The organism is Undibacterium sp. Rencai35W, assembly GCF_049340185.1.
Taxonomy (GTDB): domain Bacteria; phylum Pseudomonadota; class Gammaproteobacteria; order Burkholderiales; family Burkholderiaceae_D; genus Undibacterium.
Genome location: NZ_JBMPPC010000001.1, coordinates 711,604 through 735,872 on the forward strand (window position 1 = coordinate 711,604; position 24,269 = coordinate 735,872).

22 protein-coding genes are annotated in these 24,269 nt (G+C 47.6%); 3 read left to right on the forward strand and 19 right to left on the reverse strand.

The window, feature by feature from the left end; translation table 11 throughout:
• Positions 1–196: 196 nt before the first annotated feature.
• The 16 genes from ACO0K3_RS03185 to rpsB form a co-directional block, all read right to left on the reverse strand.
• Entirely contained in the window at positions 197–820 is a 624-nt protein-coding gene (locus ACO0K3_RS03185; RefSeq protein WP_422981811.1) for an ankyrin repeat domain-containing protein, read from the reverse strand.
• A 99-nt stretch (positions 821–919) separates the two neighbouring features.
• A complete protein-coding gene (locus ACO0K3_RS03190) occupies positions 920–1,699 on the reverse strand; it encodes a TatD family hydrolase (protein ID WP_422981813.1) in 780 nt (259 codons plus the stop codon).
• A gap of 123 nt (positions 1,700–1,822) precedes the next feature.
• Positions 1,823–2,989: a lipid-A-disaccharide synthase gene (gene lpxB / locus ACO0K3_RS03195; protein WP_422982111.1), complete on the reverse strand. Its 1,167-nt coding sequence runs from the start codon at positions 2,987–2,989 to the stop codon at positions 1,823–1,825.
• A complete protein-coding gene (lpxA, locus tag ACO0K3_RS03200) occupies positions 2,990–3,778 on the reverse strand; it encodes an acyl-ACP--UDP-N-acetylglucosamine O-acyltransferase (protein WP_422981815.1) in 789 nt (262 codons plus the stop codon).
• Between the two features lies 1 nt (position 3,779).
• Complete coding sequence (gene fabZ, locus ACO0K3_RS03205) at positions 3,780–4,244, reverse strand: 3-hydroxyacyl-ACP dehydratase FabZ (RefSeq protein WP_422956718.1); 465 nt, start codon at positions 4,242–4,244, stop codon at positions 3,780–3,782.
• Positions 4,241–5,293, reverse strand: a complete 1,053-nt coding sequence (gene lpxD / locus ACO0K3_RS03210) for a UDP-3-O-(3-hydroxymyristoyl)glucosamine N-acyltransferase (RefSeq protein WP_422982113.1) — start codon at positions 5,291–5,293, stop codon at positions 4,241–4,243. The genes fabZ and lpxD overlap by 4 nt, the downstream gene beginning before the upstream one ends.
• Before the next feature lie 12 nt (positions 5,294–5,305).
• Positions 5,306–5,782 carry an OmpH family outer membrane protein gene (locus ACO0K3_RS03215; RefSeq protein WP_422956952.1) on the reverse strand — a complete coding sequence of 159 codons (477 nt, stop codon included), beginning with the start codon at positions 5,780–5,782 and terminating at the stop codon, positions 5,306–5,308.
• Between the two features lie 104 nt (positions 5,783–5,886).
• Positions 5,887–8,247 carry an outer membrane protein assembly factor BamA gene (bamA, locus tag ACO0K3_RS03220; protein ID WP_422981817.1) on the reverse strand — a complete coding sequence of 787 codons (2,361 nt, stop codon included), beginning with the start codon at positions 8,245–8,247 and terminating at the stop codon, positions 5,887–5,889.
• A gap of 72 nt (positions 8,248–8,319) precedes the next feature.
• A complete protein-coding gene (gene rseP / locus ACO0K3_RS03225) occupies positions 8,320–9,699 on the reverse strand; it encodes an RIP metalloprotease RseP (protein WP_422981819.1) in 1,380 nt (459 codons plus the stop codon).
• Positions 9,696–10,877, reverse strand: coding sequence for a 1-deoxy-D-xylulose-5-phosphate reductoisomerase (ispC, locus tag ACO0K3_RS03230; protein ID WP_422981821.1), 1,182 nt, complete (start codon positions 10,875–10,877; stop codon positions 9,696–9,698). The genes rseP and ispC overlap by 4 nt, the downstream gene beginning before the upstream one ends.
• The gene (locus ACO0K3_RS03235; protein ID WP_422981823.1) at positions 10,877–11,701 is read right to left on the reverse strand and encodes a phosphatidate cytidylyltransferase; all 825 of its coding nucleotides are present in this window, start codon (positions 11,699–11,701) and stop codon (positions 10,877–10,879) included. Before ACO0K3_RS03235 ends, ispC begins: the two co-directional genes overlap by 1 nt.
• A 15-nt stretch (positions 11,702–11,716) precedes the next feature.
• Positions 11,717–12,472 carry an isoprenyl transferase gene (locus ACO0K3_RS03240; protein ID WP_422981825.1) on the reverse strand — a complete coding sequence of 252 codons (756 nt, stop codon included), beginning with the start codon at positions 12,470–12,472 and terminating at the stop codon, positions 11,717–11,719.
• A gap of 86 nt (positions 12,473–12,558) precedes the next feature.
• A complete protein-coding gene (frr, locus tag ACO0K3_RS03245) occupies positions 12,559–13,119 on the reverse strand; it encodes a ribosome recycling factor (protein WP_422956712.1) in 561 nt (186 codons plus the stop codon).
• Positions 13,120–13,182: 63 nt separating this feature from the next.
• A complete protein-coding gene (gene pyrH / locus ACO0K3_RS03250) occupies positions 13,183–13,899 on the reverse strand; it encodes a UMP kinase (RefSeq protein WP_422956711.1) in 717 nt (238 codons plus the stop codon).
• Between the two features lie 175 nt (positions 13,900–14,074).
• The gene (tsf, locus tag ACO0K3_RS03255) at positions 14,075–14,956 is read right to left on the reverse strand and encodes a translation elongation factor Ts (RefSeq protein ID WP_422981827.1); all 882 of its coding nucleotides are present in this window, start codon (positions 14,954–14,956) and stop codon (positions 14,075–14,077) included.
• A gap of 126 nt (positions 14,957–15,082) precedes the next feature.
• Positions 15,083–15,832, reverse strand: a complete 750-nt coding sequence (gene rpsB / locus ACO0K3_RS03260; RefSeq protein ID WP_422956709.1) for a 30S ribosomal protein S2 — start codon at positions 15,830–15,832, stop codon at positions 15,083–15,085.
• A 252-nt stretch (positions 15,833–16,084) separates the two neighbouring features.
• Between rpsB and map the strand changes: the two genes are divergently transcribed.
• The 3 genes from map (at position 16,085) to ACO0K3_RS03275 (ending at position 20,333) form a co-directional block, all read left to right on the forward strand.
• The gene (map, locus tag ACO0K3_RS03265) at positions 16,085–16,915 is read left to right on the forward strand and encodes a type I methionyl aminopeptidase (RefSeq protein WP_422960097.1); all 831 of its coding nucleotides are present in this window, start codon (positions 16,085–16,087) and stop codon (positions 16,913–16,915) included.
• On the forward strand, positions 16,912–19,488 hold the full coding sequence (locus ACO0K3_RS03270; RefSeq protein ID WP_422981829.1) for a [protein-PII] uridylyltransferase: 2,577 nt from the start codon (positions 16,912–16,914) through the stop codon (positions 19,486–19,488). Before map ends, ACO0K3_RS03270 begins: the two co-directional genes overlap by 4 nt.
• Positions 19,489–19,586: 98 nt before the next feature.
• Positions 19,587–20,333 (forward strand): pseudouridine synthase, encoded by a 747-nt coding sequence (locus ACO0K3_RS03275; protein ID WP_422956706.1) that lies wholly within the window; start codon positions 19,587–19,589, stop codon positions 20,331–20,333.
• A gap of 178 nt (positions 20,334–20,511) precedes the next feature.
• Here ACO0K3_RS03275 and def read toward each other — a convergent pair whose 3' ends face one another.
• The 3 genes from def to ligA all read right to left on the reverse strand — a co-directional run bounded on the left by def (position 20,512) and on the right by ligA (position 24,183).
• Entirely contained in the window at positions 20,512–21,045 is a 534-nt protein-coding gene (gene def / locus ACO0K3_RS03280; RefSeq protein WP_422956705.1) for a peptide deformylase, read from the reverse strand.
• A gap of 181 nt (positions 21,046–21,226) precedes the next feature.
• Entirely contained in the window at positions 21,227–22,108 is an 882-nt protein-coding gene (gene galU, locus ACO0K3_RS03285; RefSeq protein WP_422981831.1) for a UTP--glucose-1-phosphate uridylyltransferase GalU, read from the reverse strand.
• 2 nt (positions 22,109–22,110) lie between these two features.
• Positions 22,111–24,183 (reverse strand): NAD-dependent DNA ligase LigA, encoded by a 2,073-nt coding sequence (gene ligA / locus ACO0K3_RS03290; protein ID WP_422981833.1) that lies wholly within the window; start codon positions 24,181–24,183, stop codon positions 22,111–22,113.
• Between the last annotated feature and the right edge of the window lie 86 nt (positions 24,184–24,269).

Genomic DNA, 24,269 nt, shown 5'->3' on the forward strand with positions numbered 1-24,269 from the left:
CAGATAAAACTCCATAACGACGAAGCGCGAACTTTACCATAGCGACGATGCGATTGGCAACCTCGTTTTTGTTCAGATTGCAGGTGGTTGACGCCGGGTCGTGGCCGGATGTAATGAATAGCAAAATGGCCCGGTAATAACTCATGAAATAAATCATGGGTGTGCCGTCAGATTGAAAAATGACTGAGCTGAAAAATTATTTTTTCATAGCAGACGTCAATAAGTCTGCGATTTCTTTTTGCTCAAACTCAATCGCGAAATCCAGTGCAGTCATTCCCAATTGATTTTTGAGATTCGCATCGGCACCTTCATCCAGCAAAAATTTTACTGCATCCAATTTGCCTGAACGCACAGACATCATCAGCGGCGTCGTGCCATTGGGCGACGCCGCATCGATATAAGCTGATTGATCGAGCAAGATGGTGATGATCTCTACATTGCCTTTAGCAGAAGCGTAATGCAAGGCAGTCCAGCCTGGTTGGTTAATTTGCGCCTCGGCATCAATGAGCTGTTTGACGGCCAGCGCATTCTCTTCAAAGCAGGCAAGCATGATTGCGGTATCGCCATTATTAGCTCTAGCATCGAGTTTAATCTCGGACTGCTTTAGCAGCGTTTCAAATACCTTTTGAGAATGCTCGCGCAATGCCAGCATTAAGATGGTCTCACCACGAGTTGCTTCGACTGAATTTGGATCAATGCCTTTAGTCAGCAATGAATTAACGACGTCGATGTCATCAAATTTTACTGCGACGATCAAATCATCATAGGCGTCAGCATAAGCGGGCGATATGAAGCTACATCCTGCGACAATCACCAACATAGCGATCAATTTAAAGACCGATATCTTATGTAAATGATGAGAAAAATAATGCAAAAACGGTTTGAACAAGTCCATAGATAGCGTAATCACTAGCAATGATCAATGGGACAGATTGAATAATGTGAAAAAATTGGACGAGGTCACTTCCTGTACCTGCTTAAGCGGAATACCTTTTAAGTCTGCCAAAAATTCTCCTACATGACGGACAAAGCCAGGCTCATTCATTTTGCCGCGATGGGGTGCCGGCGCGAGGTAAGGAGAATCCGTCTCGATCAGGATACGTTCCAGAGGCAAGGCACGTGCGACTGCCTGCAAATCCCTGGCACTCTTAAATGTCAAAATCCCGGAGAAGGAAATATAAAACCCCATGGCAATCGCTGCCTCAGCCACCTCAAGTGATTCAGTGAAGCAGTGCATGACGCCAGCAACGCCACCCTGATCCGTGCCAGCGCCCTCTTCCTGCATAATTCTTATCGTGTCTTCGGAAGCGGCTCTGGTGTGGATGATCAAGGGTTTGCGACTAAGTCTGGACGCGCGAATATGCTGCCTGAAGCGCTCACGCTGCCACTCAAGATCACCTTTAAGTCGGAAGTAATCAAGTCCGGTTTCACCAATAGCAATAATTTTAGGATGCTGAGACAAGGCAAGTAATTGCTCCGCGCTTGGGTCTTCCGTATCTTCATAATCAGGATGCACACCAACTGACGCATAGATGTGCGAATAGGCTTCAGCCAGAGCCAACACCTGCGGAAAATCCGGCAAATCGACGGAAACACATAAGGCATGCGTGACACCGTTCTCGACCATCTTCGCCATAATCTCAGGCATCCGCTCAGCGAGTTCGGGGAAATTGATGTGGCAATGAGAATCGATGTACATAAGAAAGCAATGGATGAGATTGAATTGAATTGAATGGAATTACTAAGATCTAGCATAGTCGAATCTCTTGCTCAATGCAGCGCATCCAAAAATGAGCAAGTCAGCATATCAACAGAGAGTGGATTATTTTTTGCTTTGTGCAATCAGATCGAGCACTGCATTAGAAGAGAGTTCCGCCGTATCGCGCAAGAGCGTCTGATGCATATCCGTGAAGCGTTGCTTGAGGCGATCACACAAGCTGGCGTCGTTCAATTGCTTCCACAGCGCATCAGCTAAGGCTTCGGGAGTCGCCGCACTTTGCAAAAATTCCGGCACGACAAAGTCACGCTCAAGAATATTTGGCAACCCTATCCAGGGCTGGTAACCCATGTGGCGCAATATCTGCCATGAAGCCTCCATCATTTTGTAGGCGATGACCATCGGTTTTTTAAATAATGCAACTTCCAGTGAGGCTGTGCCAGAGGCGACCAGGACAGCATCTGCAGCGGCAATCGCCACATGCGATTTACCATCAATCAGCAAAACCGGCACGCCCTCAAGTTTGGCCTGCACAACTAATTTAATGTAATAACTGCGCTGTTTCGAACCTGCCATCGGCACGACAATCTGCAATTGCGGATCGCGTTCACAAAGAATTTTTGCAGCCGAAATGAACGCAACAGTATTGTATTTGATTTCCGAAATACGACTACCCGGCAAGATCGTGACTATCCTTGCATCATGAGGGAAGCCCAGCTCGTCACGCGCTGAAGCAACATCAATGTGCAAAGGAATCACTTGCGCAAGTGGATGGCCGACATAGGTTGCAGGAATCCCGGCATCGCGGTAAATCTGCTCCTCGAAGGGGAATACGACCAGCATGTGGGAAACCGCTTCAGCAATTTTTTTTATCCGCGCACCACGCCATGCCCAGATTGATGGACTGATGTAATGCATGGTCGGAATGCCTGCCTGCTTTAATTGGATCTCCAAGTCGAGATTAAAATCTGGGGCATCTACACCAATGAAAATATCCGGCTTTTCAATCAGTAGCTGCTCACGCAATTGCTTGCGTATGCCGCTGATTTCGCGGTAATGCGCCAACACCTCAAACAAACCTCGCACGGATAGCTTATCCATGGGCCAGTCGTTCACAAAGCCAAATTCTGCCATCCGCGGGCCACCAATTCCATGCATCAAAGCATCAGGTATTTTTGGTCGTAAGCCAGATAGCATGCGGTTAGCCAGCATATCGCCGGAAGTTTCTCCGGCAACCATCGCGATGATAGGGCGAGTCGACACGTGCTGAATTTAGCGGACAATGCCGCGTGTAGAGGCATCAAGAAAGTCGCGCATCGATTTGACCTGCGCGGCAACCTCATCGGCCATGCCCACTTGTTGCTGCTCAAGAGCAGATTTTGCTTCTTCGAGTGTCAAGCCTGATTTATAAATTAATTTGTAGGATTGACGAATCGCATTGAGCTGCTCACGGTTGAAGCCTCGACGTTTCAAGCCTTCCAGATTAACACCATGCGCTTGTGCCGGATTACCGGACAACAGTACGAACGGTGGCACATCCTGGGTCAGGCTGGTATTCATACCAACGAAGGCATGAGCACCAATTTTACAAAACTGATGTACGGCAGAAAAGCCGCTCATGATGACCCAGTCGCCGACCTCGACATGACCTGCTAAAGCGGCATTATTTGAAAAAATCGTATGGTTGCCAACAGTGCAATCATGTGCGATGTGGACATAGGCAAGAAACCAGTTATCACTGCCAACCCGCGTAACTGCCCTGTCCTGCACCGTACCGCAATTAAAAGTACAAAACTCACGGATCAGGTTTCTGTCGCCGATTTCAAGGTAAGTGACTTCACCTGCATATTTCTTATCCTGAGGCGGTCCGCCGATCGAAGAATACGCATGAAAATGATTATCTTTGCCGATCGTCGTATGACCATCGATGACAACATGTGGCCCGATCCTGGTACCGGAGTCAATGCGGACATGCGGCCCGATAATGGAATAAGCACCAACCTCAACTGTACTGTCGAGTTGAGCCTTAGGATCAATCAGTGCGGTTGAATGGATAGACATTTTATGCCGCCGTTGTTGCGTCAGTTGCGGAACGCATCGTGCACATCAATTCGCCTTCTACGGCCAACTGACCATCGACGGTCGCTTTCGCCTGGTACTTCCAGATGCCACGTGCGATACGCAGAATTTCCACTTCAATTTTCAACTGGTCACCCGGCTCGACCGGACGCTTGAAGCGCGCGCCGTCAATACCCAGAAAGTACACAATCGTGTTTTCATCCGGCTTTTGGTCCATCGTCAGGAAAGAAAGAATCGCCGCAGTCTGTGCCATCGCTTCTATCATCAGCACACCCGGCATGACCGGCTTGTTAGGAAAATGCCCGTTGAAGAACTCTTCATTCGCCGTCACGTTCTTGATTGCTGTAATGCGTTTACCGCTTTCCCAATCCAAAACGCGATCAACTAACAACATAGGATAACGATGCGGGAGGTACTGTTTAATCTGATTAATATCAAGGGTATTCATGATGACTTCTCTGTGAGCGTTTTAATTATTTTTTCTAATTGTCGAATTTTTTCGCGCATGCTGCTTAAATTACGCACGATGGATGCTGTTTTTTCCCAATCCGCGTTTTTTGCCAATGGATAAAAACCGGTGTACTGACCAGGCTCTAAAATCGACCGGGTGACCAGGCTGCCGGAAGAGATATGGACATTATCAACAATATTCAAATGTCCCAATACCATCGCCGCGCCACCAAACGTGCAATGTTTGCCTATCCTGGCACTCCCTGCAACGCCGACGCAGCCAGCCATGGCTGTGTGTGCACCGATATGGCAATTGTGACCGATCTGAATCTGATTATCGAGCTTTACACCATCTTCGATCACCGTATCTGCCAGGGCACCACGATCAATACTTGTATTGGCACCGATTTCGACATCATTGCCAATCAGAACCCGCCCTGTCTGCGGAATTTTGATCCAGTTACCACGTTCATTCGCAAAACCAAATCCATCCGCACCGATCACTGCACCTGAATGTACGATGGCGCGCAACCCGATACTACAATAATCGTAAATAGTGACATTAGGATGAATCAGGCTATGCGCATCAACACTGGCACCCCGACCGATAAAGCAACCGGCACCGATCACGGTATGCGCTCCGATTACTGCCTCTGCTTCAATAGTCGCGTGAGAACCAATCGAGGCTGTCGGATCAACGTGAGCATACGGACTGACTGACGCACCAGGATGAATGCCGGTCTCAGGAGGAATCGCATGTAAGCTGGCGAAATATTGCGCTACGCGGGCGAATTGGACGTAGGGATTATCCACGAGGACGAATGCACCAGAATACGAGTCTGCCAGACCCGTATGATCTTGAGCGCACACAATCAGTGCCGCAGCCTTGGATAAAGCAACCTGTCCACGTAATTTTGAATTGGAGAGAAAACTGAGCTGATCTGAGCCAGCATCGCTAAGAGGGGCAATGCCTGTGACACAAAGATCGGGGGAACCAATTAATTGACCACCGAAGCGATCGACCAATTCCCCCAGCCGAATGCTAATGGTGGTCATTATTTATTTGGATAAGGCTTTGAGTACCTTGTCTGTGATGTCAACGCGTGGATTGAAGTAAACGGCATCTTGTAAAACGATATCGTATTTTTCCGCTTCCGCGATTTGCTTGACCGCTTTCACGGCACGATCGACCAGAGCAGCAATTTCTTCATTTTTACGCTGATTCAAGTCTTCATTGAAGATACGCTGTTTACGTTTGAAATCCTGGTCCAGATCAGCTAGTTCACGCTGACGTTTGATACGATCAGCTTCAGAAATCACTGGTGCATCTTTTTCTAATTTCTCGGCTAAAGTTTTGATTTTGTTGCCAAAATCATCTAGCTCCTTGCCGCGCTTGGAGAATTCCAGTTTGATTTTCTCTTCTGCTGCTTTAGCAGGACCCGATTCGCGCATGACCCGTTGCGAATCAAAAATTGCGACCTTTGAGTCCTGTGCATGAACTTGAGCAACGCTGACAAAACAAGCCGCACAAACCATCAGGCGTTGCAACAATTTGGACGGGGTAGTAAGTTGACTCAAAATATTCTCCGAAAAACAAACTAAAACAATTTAGAACAAGTACATAAAAGCAAGCATTACGCTTAGAAACCAGTACCTAACTGGAATTGGAAACCCTGTTTCTTATCTTCAGGTTTCGCATTCAAAGCACGGCCAATACTCAATTTTAACGGACCTACCGGAGAAATCCAGCTAATTCCCATACCTGCAGAGTATCTCAGATCACTAACACGTATTTTTTGACCTTCATCAAATACATTGCCGCCGTCAATAAAAGTAAACCATCTCAGAGACTTATCTGCGCCAGGAAATGGCAATTGTAATTCGATATTACCGATTAACCTAGTTGCACCACCTAAAGAATCGCCATTCGGATCCTTGCTGCCCAAAGATGACGGCTCATAGCCGCGCACCGAACCGATACCACCAGCGTAGAAGTTTTTAAATAAAGGGTAAGGTTTACCGCCTAGGCCGTGGCCATAATCAAACTCACCGTTCATCGCCAAGACAATGGAGCGATAGATGGGTTTAAAGTATTGCTGATTATAAATTGCACGATAATATTTAAAGTTACCGACTGCGGCCAATTCAATATTAGCTCGTTTGTATTGGCCAATTGATGGCGTAATTGCACTATCGCGGCTATCTCTTTGCCATGCAGCCGTTAAAGGAAACGAGTTAGTTACCGCATTACCGATACCATACAAAGCAGAGGTTCTATCTTTAACGCCATCACCGTAATCTGCAACATACTGCAAATAGCGGCTCGGACTACCAATATATGTTTGAACATTCGTACGCTCAAATCCTAAGCCGAAGAATACAGTATCAATTTCTGAGAACGGGACACCGAAACGAAGGTTGCCACCTGTGGTCTGGATCTTGTAGTCACCATAGCTACCGATAATCGGACGTGTTGTACGCAAGTACAAGTCAAAACTACGACTCACGCCATCATCGGTAAAGTAAGGATCTGTATGCGACACCGCAATCGTACGATTTTGTCGGCTAGTATTAATATCTAAGCCGATCGTATCACCACTACCAAACGCATTTGCCTGCTGAATAGAACCGGTTAAGGTCAACTTTTCAGCATTGGAATAGCCTGCGCCCAGCAAAATATTACCGGTAGGTTTTTCAGTGATCGTCAGGTTCACATCGACCTGATCAACACTGGTTGGCACCTCCGGTGTCTCAAGATTGACATCCTTAAAATAACCCAGATGATCTACGCGATCACGGGAAATTTTAATTTTTTCACCGTCATACCAGGAACCTTCAAATTGACGGAACTCACGACGAATCACTTCATCTCTCGTCCGGGTATTACCGGCCAGATTGATGCGTCGAACATAGACGCGCTTACCAGGATCTACAAAGATAGTGAAGGCAACTTCCTTCTTTTCTTTGTCCAGCAAAGGATTGGCGTTAACGTTCGCAAATGCATAACCGAAATTACCCATACGCTCAGAAATACGCTTGGTACTCTCCGTCAGGCGCGCCGCATTGTAAATATCGTTTTTCTTAAGTAGCAATAAAGATTTCAGTTCCTCTTCACGACCTAAAGTTTCACCTTCGAGTTTGATATCTGATACTGTGTATTTATCACCTTCGATAATATTGATGGTGATGTAAATGTCTTTTTTATCCGGAGTAATGGAAATTTGCGTCGATTCGATTTGCATTTCCAGATAACCACGATTTTGATAAAAAGATCTTAAGGTCTCAATATCACCGGATAACTTTTGCTTTGAATACTGATCAGCTTTGGTGTACCAGCTAAACCAACCAGGCGTGGTTAAGGCAAGCAGTTCACGTAATTCGCTATCCGAAAACGCTTTATTGCCGATCAGGTTGATCTGCGCAATACGGGCAATATCACCCTCTTCTACTGCGAATGTCACATTGACGCGATTGCGCTCAATTGGCGTGATCGTGGTCGTTATTTTGACGCCGTATAAGCCCTTTGACAGGTATTGACGCTTAAGCTCTTGCTCCGCGCGGTCAACCGTCGCTTTATCAAAAATCTTTGCTTCGCCAACGCCGATGTCTTTCAACGCCTTGATCAGGGCATCTTTCTCAAATTCTTTGGTGCCGGTGAAATCAACACTGGCGATAGACGGCCGCTCTTCAAGCAAAACAACTAATACACCGCTTTGCACTTCAATTTGTACATCCTTGAAAAAACCAGTTGCATACAAAGATTTGATTGCGGTCACACTTTTCGCATCATCAAATACTTCACCCACGCGAACAGGCAAGTAGGTAAAAACGGTTCCGGCTTCAGTTCTTTGTATCCCCTCAACACGGATGTCCTTCACTGTAAATGGCTCAATTGCCATCGCACTTCCTGAACACAGGGCCAAAGCAGCTAATGCCAATACATGGCGTCGTAAAGTAGGCAAAGAATTTGACAAAGTAAGGTGCTCGATATGTAATTTCATTGGGTGTTATTTAATCTTAAATTTCTACCGGAAAGATCGGCAACCAGCAGCATAGTTTGCTTTAACTGCGCATTATGACATTAGTCTTGTAATGTCATTAAAAAAAGCCACCGCCATCAAGGCCATCAACAAGGCCACGCCTGCACGCTGTGCTATCTCACCGAAGCGCTCTGATACAGGTTTTCCTGTCAAAACTTCCAGCGAATAATACAACAAATGTCCCCCATCCAACACAGGTATAGGGAGCAAATTCATGACGCCAAGACTGATACTAATTAATGCAATAAAACTTAAGTAGCTGACTACACCGGTGCGAGAGGTTTGTCCTGCGTAATCCGCGATGGTGATTGGCCCTGTAATATTCTTTAAAGAAATATCCCCAGTCAACATTTTCCCCAGCATTTTAAAAGTCAGCATGCTGGTATCCCAGGTTTTTTTACTCCCTTTTACAATCGCCTCGACAATATTGCTATCCACCTGCACCATCTCTGGCGACAGCATCATCTGAACTTTGATGCGCCCTATCAGCGTGCCGTTCAGTGTTTCTGCCTCTGGTGTGACACCGAGTTCAAAAATTCGTTCACCACGCTTCACCAGAAGCTGAAGACGCTTATTCGCAGAAGCATTCACTATCTCAGTAAATTCCAGTCCATCCAATAAGGGTTTACCGTCAATCTCCAAAATCTGGTCCTGCTCCTGCAATCCAGCGCGCATGGCCGGACCATCAGCAACGACCACATTTAAAATGGCAGGAGGCCGTGCGACTGAAAATCCGAGTTTGCCTAAAAAATCCCCTTCGAGATCCTTATTATTTAGTTGCGACAGCGGCAGCTCAAATACTCGTTTGTCTACCAGCGCACCTTTATCAGCACTCTCCCTGTTAATACCAATTTGAGCATTCTTTTTTTCTAAACCTAATTGCAATAACTTCCAGCGTAACTCCGAGTACGTCTGTATCGCATCACCATTCACACTAACGATAATATCGCCATGACGCAGGCCCGCCATATATGCTTGAGACTGGATTGACGGAACCCGGATTTTACTGACAGGCTCAGATACGCCGTGAATATAAAGTCCGGAAAAAAGTAATACCGCCAACAAGAAATTGGCGACCGGACCCGCAGCAACGATGGCAATCCGCTTCCAGACAGATTGACGACAAAATTCCCGCTTCAATTCCTGCTCAGATAAGGAACTAATATCCTGATCTCTGGCATCCAGCATTTTGACGTAGCCGCCCAGAGGCAAAATAGAGATTGCCCATTCCGTTTGATCAGCGCCTAGCCTTCTGGAGTAAATCACCTTGCCCATACCGACAGAAAATCGCAGTACTTTCACTCCGCACAAACGGGCGACTGCATAGTGACCAAACTCGTGAATAATGACTAGCAGACCCAAAGCAAAACCAAATGCTAGTAAAGTTTGCAAGAAGCTAGGTAACTGGCTCATGATGCGATCAGGGAGGAAGTCACTCTGCGCGTCACCCTATCGCACTCAAGGACGCTATCAATATCGTCTGCGACAGATAGCGCAATCTTATCCATAACACGAGCAATAATCTGATCAATCATTCTGAAGCCGATTTTGCCATCTAGAAATGCCTGCACAGCAATCTCATTACTCGCATTCAGAATAATTGATGCGGTCTGCCCTGCCCTCAAGGCTGCATAGGCCAGGGAAAGACAAGGGAAGCGAGAAAAATCCGGCGCTTCAAAATTCAATTTCGCAATTTTGACCAGATCCAATGGTGCCACGCCTGAATTAATCCGCTCAGGATAAGCCAGTCCATAGGCAATCGGCGTGCGCATATCAGGATTACCAAGCTGTGCAAGTACCGAACCATCCTCATATGACACCATGGAGTGGATCACACTTTGCGGGTGTATCAGTACATCAATCTGGTCGGCTGGCGTTGCGAATAACCAATGCGCTTCGATGACTTCCAAGCCTTTGTTCATCATCGTTGCAGAGTCGATGGAAATTTTTCTACCCATGACCCAGTTTGGATGGGCAACGGCCTCATCCGGCGTCACATCCGACAAAGATTCAAGACTACGGTTCAAAAACGGCCCGCCAGATGCGGTGAGTATCACTTTACTGATGCCATGAGCCTGTGCTTGCCGGCCATAATTAAACGGCAGACATTGAAAAATTGCATTGTGCTCGCTATCAATCGGCAACAATACGGCACCGCTGTCCGTGACCGCGTTAATAAAGAGCTGACCAGACATGACCAGTGCCTCTTTATTAGCAAGCAAGACCTTTTTACCCGCCTTTGCCGCCGCCAGTGACGCTGGCAAACCTGCTGCGCCGACAATGGCCGCCATTACCGTATTGCACTCGCTGGCAGACGCAACATCACATAAGGCTTGCGGGCCGTACAAGACCTGGGTCATTAATTTTTTTTCTTTGAGCAGAACCTGCAATTCTGTTGCTGCCGCTGCAGAACCGACTACTGCCACCTGGGGACTGAATTGCTCACACTGCTGTGCGAGTTTCACTACCTGGCTATGCGCAGTTAGTGCAAAAACTTGATAGCGATCCGGGTGCCGTGCAATAACGTCTAAAGTAGAAACCCCGATCGAGCCGGTAGAGCCGAGAACACAAATAGTCTGTACGGATGACATTATCTGAACCAAATATTGAACAAAGCAGCAAGTGGCAACACGGGGATAAGCGCATCAATACGATCAAGTACACCACCATGACCTGGCAACAAAGCGCTGCTATCCTTCATGCTGGCACGACGCTTTAATGAAGACTCAAATAAATCCCCGATCACACTACCCGCTGTCAATACCGTCATGATCGCGGCGAAACCAATCCAGCCGAAAGCTACAAAAATCTTTACTGGCAAGGTGTCGTTCAGAAATGGTATCTGAGTTGCCGCAAATCCTGTCAAGAGTACTGCAATCCAACCGCCAATTGCGCCCTCCCAGGACTTTCCTGGCGAAATGCTTGGTGCCAGCTTATGCTTACCAAATGCCTTGCCAGAAAAATAGGCGCCGATATCTGCCACCCAGACGATCGCCATAGCAGACAGTAAAAAAAGAGGTGAGTGATTAAATAAACTGATAATCGCAATAAAACAGGCAAAAATAGAGGCGCTGTACATACCACTAATCAGAGCATTACCAAGCTTGTGATCGGGAGCAGGAAGACCTAAAGCCAGCGACGGCACCAATTTCGCTATCCAGAATGCCGTGCACAAGGCGAACAGCATGAGCTCTGAGAATGCAACGCGGGTGATTAGTATGCCTGCAAATAGAATGGTCCAGATTCCCGCCAGTACGATGGGAGCAGGCTTGCCAAACAGACGTTGGTTTTCCCACATCGCCGCCGCAAAAAACAGTGTCACCACAATCGCAAATGCGACAAAATTTCCTAAGTACAGGATGGGCAACAATACTGCCAAGAGTAAAAGCGCCGTGATGACACGAGTTTTAAGCATGCATTTGCCTGGGAGTTATGACGATGTTTGTCCAGCCAATTGCGCACTGGTCCGGCCAAATCTACGTTCTCTTGTTTGATAGGAGGTAATCGCCGTATCCAGCGCTGAAGCATCAAAATCAGGCCAGTAGGTATCCGTGAAATACAGTTCGCTATATGCCAACTGCCAGAGTAAAAAATTCGATATCCTGGTTTCGCCACCAGTACGAATAAATAAATCCGGCTCTGGTGCATAAGCCATTGATAAATATGGTGCCAGTTGATCTTCATCAATGGGACCGACAAGCGAGGTCTCTGTCATCATTCGATTAAACGCCTGCACTACATCCCAGCGACCGCCATAATTTGCGCAAATTGTCACAGTCAATCCTGAATTGCTTGCTGTTTTGGTTTCGGCGACTTGTATCATTTTTTGCAACTGCGCATCAAAACGACTCAGGTCACCGACAACCTTCAGGCGAATATTATTCGCATGCATTTTTGCGACTTCTTTTTCCAATGCCGTGACAAACAAACGCATCAGCAAAGAAACTTCATCGGCAGGGCGACGCCAATTTTCGGAGCTGAAAGCAAATAAGGTCAGATAATCAACCCCACGATTGATACATGCTTCAACAATACCTCTGACGGCTTCTACGCCCTTCACATGACCAGCCACACGCGGTAAAAAGCGCTTAGTTGCCCAGCGACCATTACCATCCATAATGATGGCGATGTGCTTAGGAACATTACTGATCGCTGGAATTTCTTTTGTAGAACTATGATGAGCCATGTATATCCAGAATGAAATAATTCTTATCCACATTACACCAAGATCATCAGTCTAATGTGGATCAGAGCAAGAAACTGCGAACCGATCTATACGGTCAGCACTTCTTTTTCTTTTTCAGCAAGCAGTTTATCTACTTCACTGACGAATTTATCAGTCAATTTCTGTACATCATCTTGTGCACGACGCTCGTCATCTTCAGAGCAAGCCTTATCTTTCAAGAGCTTTTTCAGAGACTCATTAGCATCGCGGCGAATGTTACGGACAGCAATTTTCGCATCTTCACCTTCGGTCTTGACCAGCTTCACCATCTCTTTACGACGCTCTTCCGTCAAAGGCGGTGTTGGCACGCGAATCATGTCGCCCTGAGTCGATGGATTCAGACCCAGATCTGCATCACGGATAGCCTTTTCAACTGCCGAGATCATTTTCTTTTCCCAAGGCTGGACACCAATCGTACGTGCATCGATTAAGGTGACATTAGCAACTTGGGTAATATGTGTCGCCGTACCATAGTAATCGACCTGAACATGATCAAGAATGCCCGTATGAGCACGGCCAGTACGAACTTTGGACAAATCAGATTTCAGTGTCTCGATCGACTTCTGCATTCTCTGTTCAGTATTTTTCTTTACATCTGCAACGGTCATGCCGTCCTCCTCAACATCAAGCTATCAACTTAGCACCGCCAATGCGTCGTGCCAAACGAGAAATTATACGTGTACCAGGGTACCTTCGTCTGCACCCAGAATAACGTTTTTCAACGCACCTGGCTTAACAATAGAAAATACTTTAATCGGCAATTTTTGATCGCGGCACAAAGCGAATGCGGTCGCATCCATCACCTGCAAATGACGAGAAATTGCCTCGTCAAAAGAAATCGTTGAATAACGTGTTGCCAAAGGATCTTTCTTTGGATCTGCGGTGTATACGCCGTCAACCTTAGTGGCCTTCAGGACGATTTCCGCGCCGATTTCTGAACCGCGCAAAGCAGCAGCCGTGTCTGTCGTGAAGAAAGGATTGCCTGTACCGGCAGCAAACACAATTACTTTACCTTCTTCCAGATACTGCAAGGCTTTCGGGCGGACATAAGGCTCAACGACCTGATCAATTGCGATCGCGGACATGACACGGGAAGTCAGTCCGACCTGACGCATTGCATCAGACAATGCCAGCGCATTCATGACGGTTGCCAGCATCCCCATATAGTCGGCAGTTGCTCTGTCCATGCCCTGCGCGCCTGGCGCTACACCTCGGAAAATATTGCCGCCACCGATCACAATGGCCAGCTCGACGCCCATGCGCGAAACTTCAGCGACGTCAGCAACCATGCGCTCTATTGTTGCGCGATTAATGCCGAAGGGATCATCTCCCATCAAGGCCTCACCAGAGAGTTTTAACAGGACACGTTTGTATGCTGGTTTAGTCACGTTCTGGACTCCTTCGGATGTGAGATCAATTAATAAAACTACTTACAAAAAATTTTGCCAGCGGTTTGCGCTAAACAATATTTTCTATTATTGGCGCATAGATAATGCCATTCCAATAATGCAATTCCTACAAGCCAAGACTTAAAAAAACGGGCCTTTCGGCCCGCTTTTTTGCTTACGCCTGTTTTGCTGCTGCGACCTGAGCGGCCACCTCTGCGGCGAAATCGTCCTGCTTCTTCTCGATACCTTCACCGACAACATACATCGTGAAAGATTTGACAGAAGCATTTGCTGCTTTCAACATTTGCTCGACAGTTTGCTTGTCGTTTTTAACGAATGTCTGATTCAACAAGGACACTTCTTTCAGGAATTTCTGTACAGAACCGTCGACCATTTTAGCAACGATATCTGCTGGCTTGCCAGATTCTGCCGCTTTTTGTGACGCTACAGAACGTTCTTTTTCGATCAGATCTGCTGGAACTTGTTCTGCGGACAAAGATACTGGCTTCATTGCAGCAATATGCATCGCTACGTCTTTACCAACCTGGTCATCAGCAGCATTGAAATCAACGACAACACCGATACGGGTGCCGTGCAAATAGGCAGCCAGTTTTGATTCTGTATTGAAACGAACGAAACGGCGGATAGACATGTTTTCGCCGATTTTACCGATCAACGCAGCACGTACGGATTCAACTGTACCGCCTTCGAGTGGCAATGCTGACAATGCAGCAACGTCTGCCGGGTTATGTTCAGCAATCAATCTTGCGCATGTATTGACCAAAGCAATGAAGTCATCATTTTTTGTCACGAAATCTGTTTCGCAGTTAACTTCAACCATTGCACCAACGTTACCGATGATGTGTGTTGCTACTACGCCTTCTGCAGTAATACGTGATGCTGCTTTAGATGCTTTGCTGCCCAACTTAACGCGCAGCAACTCTTCCGCACGATCCATATCGCCTTCAGCTTCTGTCAATGCTTTTTTGCATTCCATCATTGGTGCATCTGTCTTCGCACGCAATTCGCCTACCATCGCTGCTGTAATCGCCGCCATGTTTTTCTCCTAATTCAGTAGCACCAAATGGGCGCCGTCATCAAAATTTATTTAAAAAAAGGGGCGAACGACTGTTGCCCCCTTTTACTTGCTTTACGCTTGTGAACTTAGCGAAGTATCCTGCAGTTACGCCTGATCTTCTACTTCAACGAACTCATCAGAACTTGGCTTTACCGCTTCCAAGACTTCATTCACTGCATTCGCACGACCTTCCAAAATCGCATCAGCAACGCCACGAGCGTAGAGAGCGATCGCTTTGGAGGAGTCATCATTACCAGGAATGACGTAAGTAACACCTTCTGGAGAGTGGTTAGTATCAACCACGCCGATAACCGGGATACCCAATTTAGCAGCTTCAGTGATCGCACCTTTGTGGTAGCCAACGTCAACCACGAAAATTGCGTCAGGAATGCCGCCCATATCCTTAATACCGCCGATTGCTTTCTGCAATTTAACGATTTCACGCTGAAACATCAGCGCTTCTTTTTTGCTCAACTTTTCTACAGAACCGTCTTCAACAGAAGCTTCCATGTCTTTCAGACGCTTGATCGATGTTTTAACAGTTTTGAAGTTAGTCAGCATACCGCCCAACCAGCGCTGATCAACATAAGGCATGCCAGCGCGTTGCGCTTCAGCAGCCATGATATCGCGAGCCTGACGCTTAGTACCAACCAACAGAATAGTGCCGCGATTAGCGGACAATTGACGGATGTACTTCATCGCCTCTTGGTACATACCCAGAGTTTTTTCCAGGTTGACGATATGAATCTTGTTGCGGTGACCGAAGATAAACGGTGCCATTTTTGGATTCCAAAAACGGGTTTGGTGACCAAAATGGACGCCGGCTTCCAGCATTTCACGCATTGTTACAGACATAATAACTCCAGGGTTAGGTCTTGAATCCAGCCAGTGATCCGAAAAATTTCAGACACCCTTGTCGGACAGATTCGTGCATTAATCAATATAAATTTAATAATTTTACTACCATCAACTTAGAACTCATCCAAGCTAACCATCTATTCTACTACGAAAATGCGACTTGATTCAAGAGTCAAATGAACTCCCAGCAAGCAAGACTTGCCTCGTCTATAATTGAGTCCTATCAGAAATCACCTTATTTGGCTCAGCATGACATCTATTTCTATCAAAACCCCTGAAGACATCGCCGGAATGCGCGTTGCAGGCCGCCTCGGCTCTGAGGTTCTCGACTACATCACACCTTTCGTGAAAGTCGGCGTCACTACGGGCGAACTCGACAGATTGTGTCATGAATACATGCTGAACGTACAAGGCTCCATTCCTGCGCCGCTGAATTACTGCCCTCCAGGCTATACCCCCTACCCTAAAGCCATCTGCACTTCAGTGAATGATGTCATTTGTCATGGTATTCCGGGCGACAAGGTATTGAAAAGCGGCGATGTGGTCAATCTTGACATTACCGTCATTAAAGATGGCTACCACGGTGACAATAGCCGCATGTTCTTGGTAGGAGAACCGTCAATTCTGGCAAAACGTCTCAACGAGATTACCTATGAATGTATGTGGCTTGGCATTTCTAAAGTTAAGCCAGGCAATCATCTTGGCGACATCGGCTTCATCATTCAGCAACATGCCGAGAAAGCTGGCTACAGCGTGGTGCGCGAATTCTGTGGTCACGGCATCGGCAAGGTCTTTCATGAAGAGCCGCAGGTATTGCACTATGGCCGCCCGGGCACATTAGAAGAACTGGTTCCAGGCATGATCTTCACGATTGAACCGATGATCAATGCCGGTCGTCGCGATATTCGTGAAATGGGTGACGGCTGGACAATTAAAACCAAAGACCGCAGCTTGTCAGCGCAATGGGAACATACTGTTCTCGTTACTGAAACCGGCTATGAAGTTCTGACTTTATCCGCAGGTTCTCCGCCACCGCCAGATTTTATCCTGGCAGCTCAGGCTCAAGCCACACCTGCATGATGACAAGTGCAACAACAGTTGCCAGCATCTCCGCTCTTGAGTTCAAAGAAGAACTCAAAGCGGCTCAACAGGCAGTCATTGCCACTTTCAAAGAAAATCATAAAACCGAAGTCCTGTTGCGCGATTTGTGTCGTAACGTGGATCAGGTTTTAAGTAATATCTGGAAAAAATTCGCCTTCCCGGCCACCACCTCATTGGTTGCGGTTGGAGGTTATGGACGCGGGGAATTATTCCCCTACTCCGATGTAGATGTATTAATTCTGCTATCGGAACATCCAGACAAGCCCATGCGTGAGAAGTTGGAGCATCTGGTGCAAATCTTCTGGGATATCGGACTCGATATCGGCCACAGCATACGTACTGTCGATGAGTGCATGGAGGAAGCTAAGGCTGATGTCACGGTAAAAACCAGTTTATTAGAGGCACGCCTCATCACCGGTAGCCGGAAACTGTTCCGAGAGATGCAGACCAATTACGCTGCGAATATGAATCCTCAGCATTTTTTTCAGGAAAAAATGCTGGAATTGCAGCAACGCCATGCCAAGTACGAGGACACCGCTTACAGCCTCGAACCCAATTGCAAAGAAAGTCCCGGCGGATTACGTGATCTGCAAGTGATTTTATGGGTGGCAAAAGCGGCCAATCTCGGTAACTCATGGCGAGAACTTGCCGAACGCGGCTTGCTGACTGCGACTGAAGCCCACCAATTAAAGCGCAATGAGCGCGCCTTCAAAGACATCCGCATCCGTCTGCACATCCACGCAGGTCGCCGCGAAGACCGCTTAATTTTTGACGTCCAGACAGCGATTGCTGAGACCTTCGGATTCAAGACCACAGAATCACGTCGGGCAAGCGAACATCTGATGCAGCGCTATTACTGGGCTGCCAAAACGGTCACACAGTTAAATACGATTCTGCTGCAAAATATTGAAGCAAACCTCTTTCCGCAGCCCTCCGTTCCACGACCAATCAATGAGCATTTCAGTGAGGTCAATGGCTTGATCGACATCGCCAAAGACGATACTTTCCAGACCTCGCCTTCGGCGATTATGGAAATCTTTTTATTGATGGCGCAGCATCCCGAGCTGAAAGGGATGACAGCACGCACCACGCGTGCGTTGTGGCATGCACGTTTCGCGATTGATGCAGGATTTCGTCACAACATTTTTAATCGCGCAATGTTTCTACAGATTCTGCAATCGCCGCAAGGCATTACTCACGCCCTGCGCCGCATGAATCAGATGAGCGTACTGGGTCGCTATTTACCCAACTTCCGCCGCATCATCGGGCAGATGCAACATGATCTGTTTCACGCCTATACAGTCGATCAGCACATACTGATGGTCGTCCGCAATCTGCGTCGCTTTACGATGACGGAACATGCGCACGAATATCCGTTTTGCAGTCAGTTGATGGCAAATTTCAATCAGCACTGGATCCTGTATATCGCCGCCTTGTTTCATGATATTGCCAAGGGACGCGGTGGCGACCACTCCGTTTTAGGGATGAGCGATGCCAAGAAATTTTGCTTCGATCACGGCATTTCCAAAGCCAATTCCGAGCTGATTATTTTCCTTGTCCAGCATCACTTAACGATGTCGCAAGTCGCACAAAAACAAGATTTGTCCGACCCGGATGTAGTACAGGCATTCGCTAAACTGGTCAAAGATGAACGCCATCTCACGGCGCTATATTTGCTGACCGTATCCGATATCCGCGGCACCAGTCCGAAAGTCTGGAATGCGTGGAAAGGTAAGTTACTCGAGGACTTGTATCGCATCACTTTGCGCGTGCTAGGCGGCGAAGCGCCGTCCAAGGACCGAGAACTGAAAAATCGCCAGGAAGATGCGCTAAAAGCCTTGCGTCTGTATGGTTTACCGTCCGATGCGCACGAAGCGCTTTGGCAGCAACTCGATATGGCCTATTTTTTGCGGCATGATGCCTCAGATATTGCGTGGCAAACCAGATCATTGCATGACAAAATTCAAAGTCCCACGCCGGTGGTGAAATGCAGGCTATCGCCAATCGGCGAAGGTTTGCAAGTCACGGTATACGTACCCGATCAGGCTGACCTGTTTGCACGGATTTGCAATTACTTCGACAGCAAGAATTTTGGCATTCTCGACGCAAAAATTCATACTACAAAAGGCGGATATGCACTCGACACCTTCCTGGTGATTGAGCCTGCTTTTGCGAATAACTATCGCGATATCATCACACTGATTGAGCATGAACTTGCTGCCGTATTGACACAACAGACGCCGCTCTCACCACCGAATCGCGGACGCGTATCGCGCATGTCACGCACCTTCCCTATTGTGCCTAGCGTCGACTTGCGTCCTGATGAAAAAGGCCGCTACTTTTTGCTCTCGATTTCAGCCAATGACCGCAACGGCCTGCTTTACACAATCGCCACGGTTTTAACCAAATACAAGATCAATTTATATACGGCTAAAATCATGACGTTGGGCGAACGGGTTGAAGACGTTTTTCTGGTCGACGGTGCGGTGCTGCAAAGTGCAAAAAATCAGTTGCAATTTGAGGCGGAGCTATTAGACGCATTACGAATTTAAGTACTGTTTTTAAGTGTCATTTATTTGAAAATACTACGTATTTTTTGGCATGGATTATTTTGTTTTTTTGATTTAATTTGATTTGATTGATTGTTTTTATGACTGAACTGGTACGACTCTCGAAACGCATGTCTGAACTGGGCATCTGCTCCCGCCGCGAAGCAGATGAATGGATTGCCCGTGGCTGGGTCAGGGTCGATGGCAAGGTCGTATCCGAACTTGGTAGCAAAGTTTTTCCTGAACAAAAAGTGTCAGTAGAGCGCCAGGCAGCAGCAGAGCAATCGAAGCGCGTGACGATTCTGATCAACAAGCCGGTCGGCTATGTCAGTGGTCAGGCCGAAGACGGCTATACACCGGCAGTCGCGCTGATCAAAGCAGAAAATCGCTGGAGTGAATGTGCCGTAGATACGCAGTTTCACCCGACGCAACTACGTAGCCTGGTGCCCGCAGGTCGCCTCGATATTGACTCTGTTGGCCTGCTGATCCTGACGCAGGACGGCCGGGTCGCTAAGCACTTGATCGGTCAGGATACCGTCGTCGAAAAAGAATATCTGGTACGGGTTGAGTACACCAAACCAGGCGTCTTGCCGGACGCCGAGTTAAGGCGGCTCAATTTTGGATTAACTCTCGATGGCAAAAAATTACTCCCCGCCAAAGTCACCTGGCAAAATGAAGACCAGCTCAAATTCATTTTACGCGAAGGAAAAAAACGCCAGATTCGCCGCATGTGCGAGATGGTGGGATTAAAAGTGATTGGCTTAAAACGAGTGCGCATCGGTAAAGTCAGGTTAGGCAATTTACCGGAAGGACAATGGCGTTATCTGCGGGATGACGAGCAGTTCTAATATAGTCTTCTGAAGAACTTTACCGATACTCCCCTATTATTTTTAAAAAATCGCCTTAATCCGCACTGTTTTAAAGTGCGCTCCAAAAATACACCATGGGAGTATGCTAATTCGTCAGAAGATAGTGATAGGCAGATTTGTTTGCGTAACATCTGCGTATTATATAAAAAACTGCCAGTCAGTCATCGTCATCCGGATCCAACTCAGGGAATAAGACTTCCGTAAAACCGAATTGACTTAGATCCTTGATGCGCATCGGGTACAGAATGCCATTCAGATGATCACATTCATGCTGTACCACGCGTGCATGAAACCCATCGACGTCGCGACTGATACGATTGCCAAACTGGTCAAATCCCTCGTAGCGCAATTGACTCCAACGCGGTACCAGACCACGCATGCCAGGAACAGACAAGCAGCCTTCCCACGCATCGTCCGTATCAGCCGAGAGTGGCGTTAAGACGGGGTTCAGCAGCACCGTCTCCGGCACTTTAGGCGCATCTGGATAACGTGGATTATCTTTAAAGCCGAAGATCACCAGTTGCAAGTTGATCCCTATCTGCGGCGCTGCCAGACCGGCACCGTTCGCAGCGATCATCGTTTCAAACATATCCTTGATCAAAGCATCCAGCTCTGGCGTATTGAATTGCTTTACCTGCTCGGCAACCCGCAACAATCGCGGATCACCCATTTTTAAAATCGGATGAATCATTTTCTCTGCTCCTATATAGCGATTTCACCAGCATTCATCTTCATCTTATGACGACAGTATCTGACAACAATATAGCCGCCCCGGCAGTATCTTACTGCATTACTACAATCAAATAAAAAGCCAAACGTCATCACGACGTTTGGCTTTATCTAGTAGTCACTCCAATGATGCCAGATTTGCGTTATACGTTTTTCAGCGAACGCAGGTACTCGATGAATTCATCACGAGTTTCCGGGTGCTTCATACCCAAGGCAACGCTAGCTTTCAGATAACCAAGTTTAGAACCGCAGTCATAGCGCGTTGCCGCAGCACGGTAGGCATATACCGGATAATCCTTGAGCATTGCGGCGATACCATCCGTCAATTGAATCTCACCACCGGAGCCTTTACCCAGTTTTTCCAGGTAATTAAAAATGCGACCGGACAATACATAGCGGCCTACAACCGCCAGATTTGACGGTGCGACATCTGGCATTGGTTTTTCTACGATGCCATGCATTTTTTCTACGCGATCCTTGTACGGGGTACCACTCACAATACCGTATTGACGGGTAAATTCACGTGGCACGTCCTGGACTGCAATCACGCTACCGCCCTCCTCTTCGAATAGCTCCGTCATTTGCTTCATCACTGACGGATAACCCTCATCGGCATCCATCAAATCGTCCGCCAGCAACACTGCGAAAGGATCATCACCAATCACCGGACGGGCGCATAACACAGCATGCCCCAGACCCAGAGCGGCCTGCTGACGAATATAAATGCAGTTAATATTTTTCGGGATTACATTGCGCACCAGATCGAGCAAAGCTTGTTTGCCTGCCGCTTCCAGCTCGCTTTCAAGCTCGTAGGCTTTGTCAAAGTGATCTTCAATCGCACGTTTCGCACGTCCGGTAATGAATACCATCTCGGTGATACCCGCCTCGACGGCCTCTTCCACCGCGTACTGGATCAATGGCTTATCGACGATAGGCAACATCTCTTTTGGTTGCGCTTTGGTGGCAGGTAAAAACCGGCTACCTAGGCCAGCAACAGGGAATACCGCTTTTCTAATTTTTCTCATTTTTATTTCCTGGAACAAAGTTGAAGCAATTCTGCTTCGGTCAGTAAAGGGATACCCAATTCCTGCGCTTTCACTAATTTACTACCTGCGTCATCACCTGCTACGACATAACTGGTTTTTTTCGATACAGAGCCAGCTACTTTGCCACCTGCACTTTCTATCATCGCACTTGCCTGATCGCGACTCAAACTTGGCAAAGTTCCCGTCAACACAAAAGTCGATCCCAACAAATGCTGCGACCCGACCTCTTTCTGCTCAACGGCTGGCCAATGTATGCCGGATGCCAGTAATTGCTGAACCAGCTCAACATTCAGCGGGTCAGCGAAAAAAGCCAATATCGACTTTGCCACCACTGGCCCCACATCGGATACTGCCAGCAACTGCTCTTCGGTCGCCGCAATCAGCGCATCGGCGTTTGCAAAAGTCGCTGCCAGATCTTTCGCCGTTGATTCACCGACATGGCGAATCCCCAGTGCATAAATAAAACGGGCAAAGCTCGTCTCTTTGGACACTTCCAGCGCAGCCAGAATATTTTGCGCCGACTTATCCGCCATCCTGTCCAGCGCAACCAAGGAAGTCAGTCCCAGTTTATATAAGTCAGCCGCCGTCGTCACAACCTGTTTATCAACCAGCTGATCAATCAACTGCTCACCGACACCATCAATATTCATCGCCTTGCGGGACGCAAAGTGGAACAAGCCACCTTTTCTTTGAGCAACACATTTTATCCAGCCACCAGAGCATCTGGCAATGGCTTCGTCCTCCGGTTTAACAATTGTTGACCCACAGGCCGGGCATTCAGTTGGCATCAGGAATTCGCGGGCATCCGCCGGACGCTTCTCCAGGACGCTGGCAACCACCTCCGGAATGACATCGCCGGCCCGGCGTACCGAGACCGTATCCCCGATGCGGATATCTTTACGATGCACCTCTTCTTCATTGTGCAAAGTCGCATTGGTCACCGTCACACCACCGACAAACACAGGCGCCAGGCGCGCGACGGGCGTGATTGCTCCGGTGCGACCAACCTGCACTTCAATATCCAGCACGGTGGTTAAAGCCTCTTGTGCAGGAAACTTATGCGCAATCGCAAAACGTGGCGCACGCGAGACAAAACCCAGACTATCTTGTTGCGCAAACGAATTGACCTTATACACCACACCATCAATATCGTAAGGCAAGGTGTCACGCTTGAGCTGGATCTGCTGATAGAACGCAATCAACGCATCGACGCCACGCACAATCGCATTTTCATCACAAACGGGAATCCCCATCTGCTCGTACCAGCTGAGTAAAGCACGATGCGACGAGGGCATCTCCGCCCCTTCCATCGAACCGATACCATAGGCAAAGAAACGCAAACTTCGTTGCGCCGTAATTTTAGAATCAAGCTGGCGCAAGCTACCCGCTGCCGCGTTGCGTGGATTCGCAAATTCTTTCGCGTCGGCGGCACGTTGACGCTGATTGAGTTTTTCAAAATCCTGTTTAAACATCAAAACTTCGCCACGCACGTCCAACAACTTAGGTGGATGCGGTGTAGTCAAACGCAGAGGGATGCTACGTATGGTGCGGATATTTTCCGTTACATCTTCTCCCGTAAAACCATCGCCGCGAGTAGCTGCCTGCGTAAAAATGCCATCGACATAACGTAAATTAATCGCCAGACCATCAAACTTCAGGTCAATGGCATACTCAACTACTTGCGCCGTGTCCAGTCCCTCGCTGACACGGCGATCAAACGCTACGATATCGTCGTTTTCAAAACCATTATTCAGCGATAGCATCGAGGTCGCATGCTGAACCTGAGTAAATTCAGGCAGAGGAGCAGCGCCAACACGCAAAGTGGGTGAATCCGGCGTTTTCAATTCGGGATGTTCTTGCTCTAAGCTTTGCAAAGCCTGAAACAGCCTGTCGTACTCAGAATCCGGCACCGTAGGGGTATCGAGTACATAGTAGGCATGCGCATAACGGTTTAATTCATCGCGCAGCGCTGCTGCTTTAATCGTGAGATCGGCATGGTGTTGATGACTGGCGGATTGATTGGATGAGGCATCACCAAAGAAATCATTTTGCATTTTGCGGAGAAACTACTTTCATTAAGCAGAGAAATTCTGCACTGTCCGTTGAATAAGGAAGCTTTAAACAGGAAGACTTTGAATAA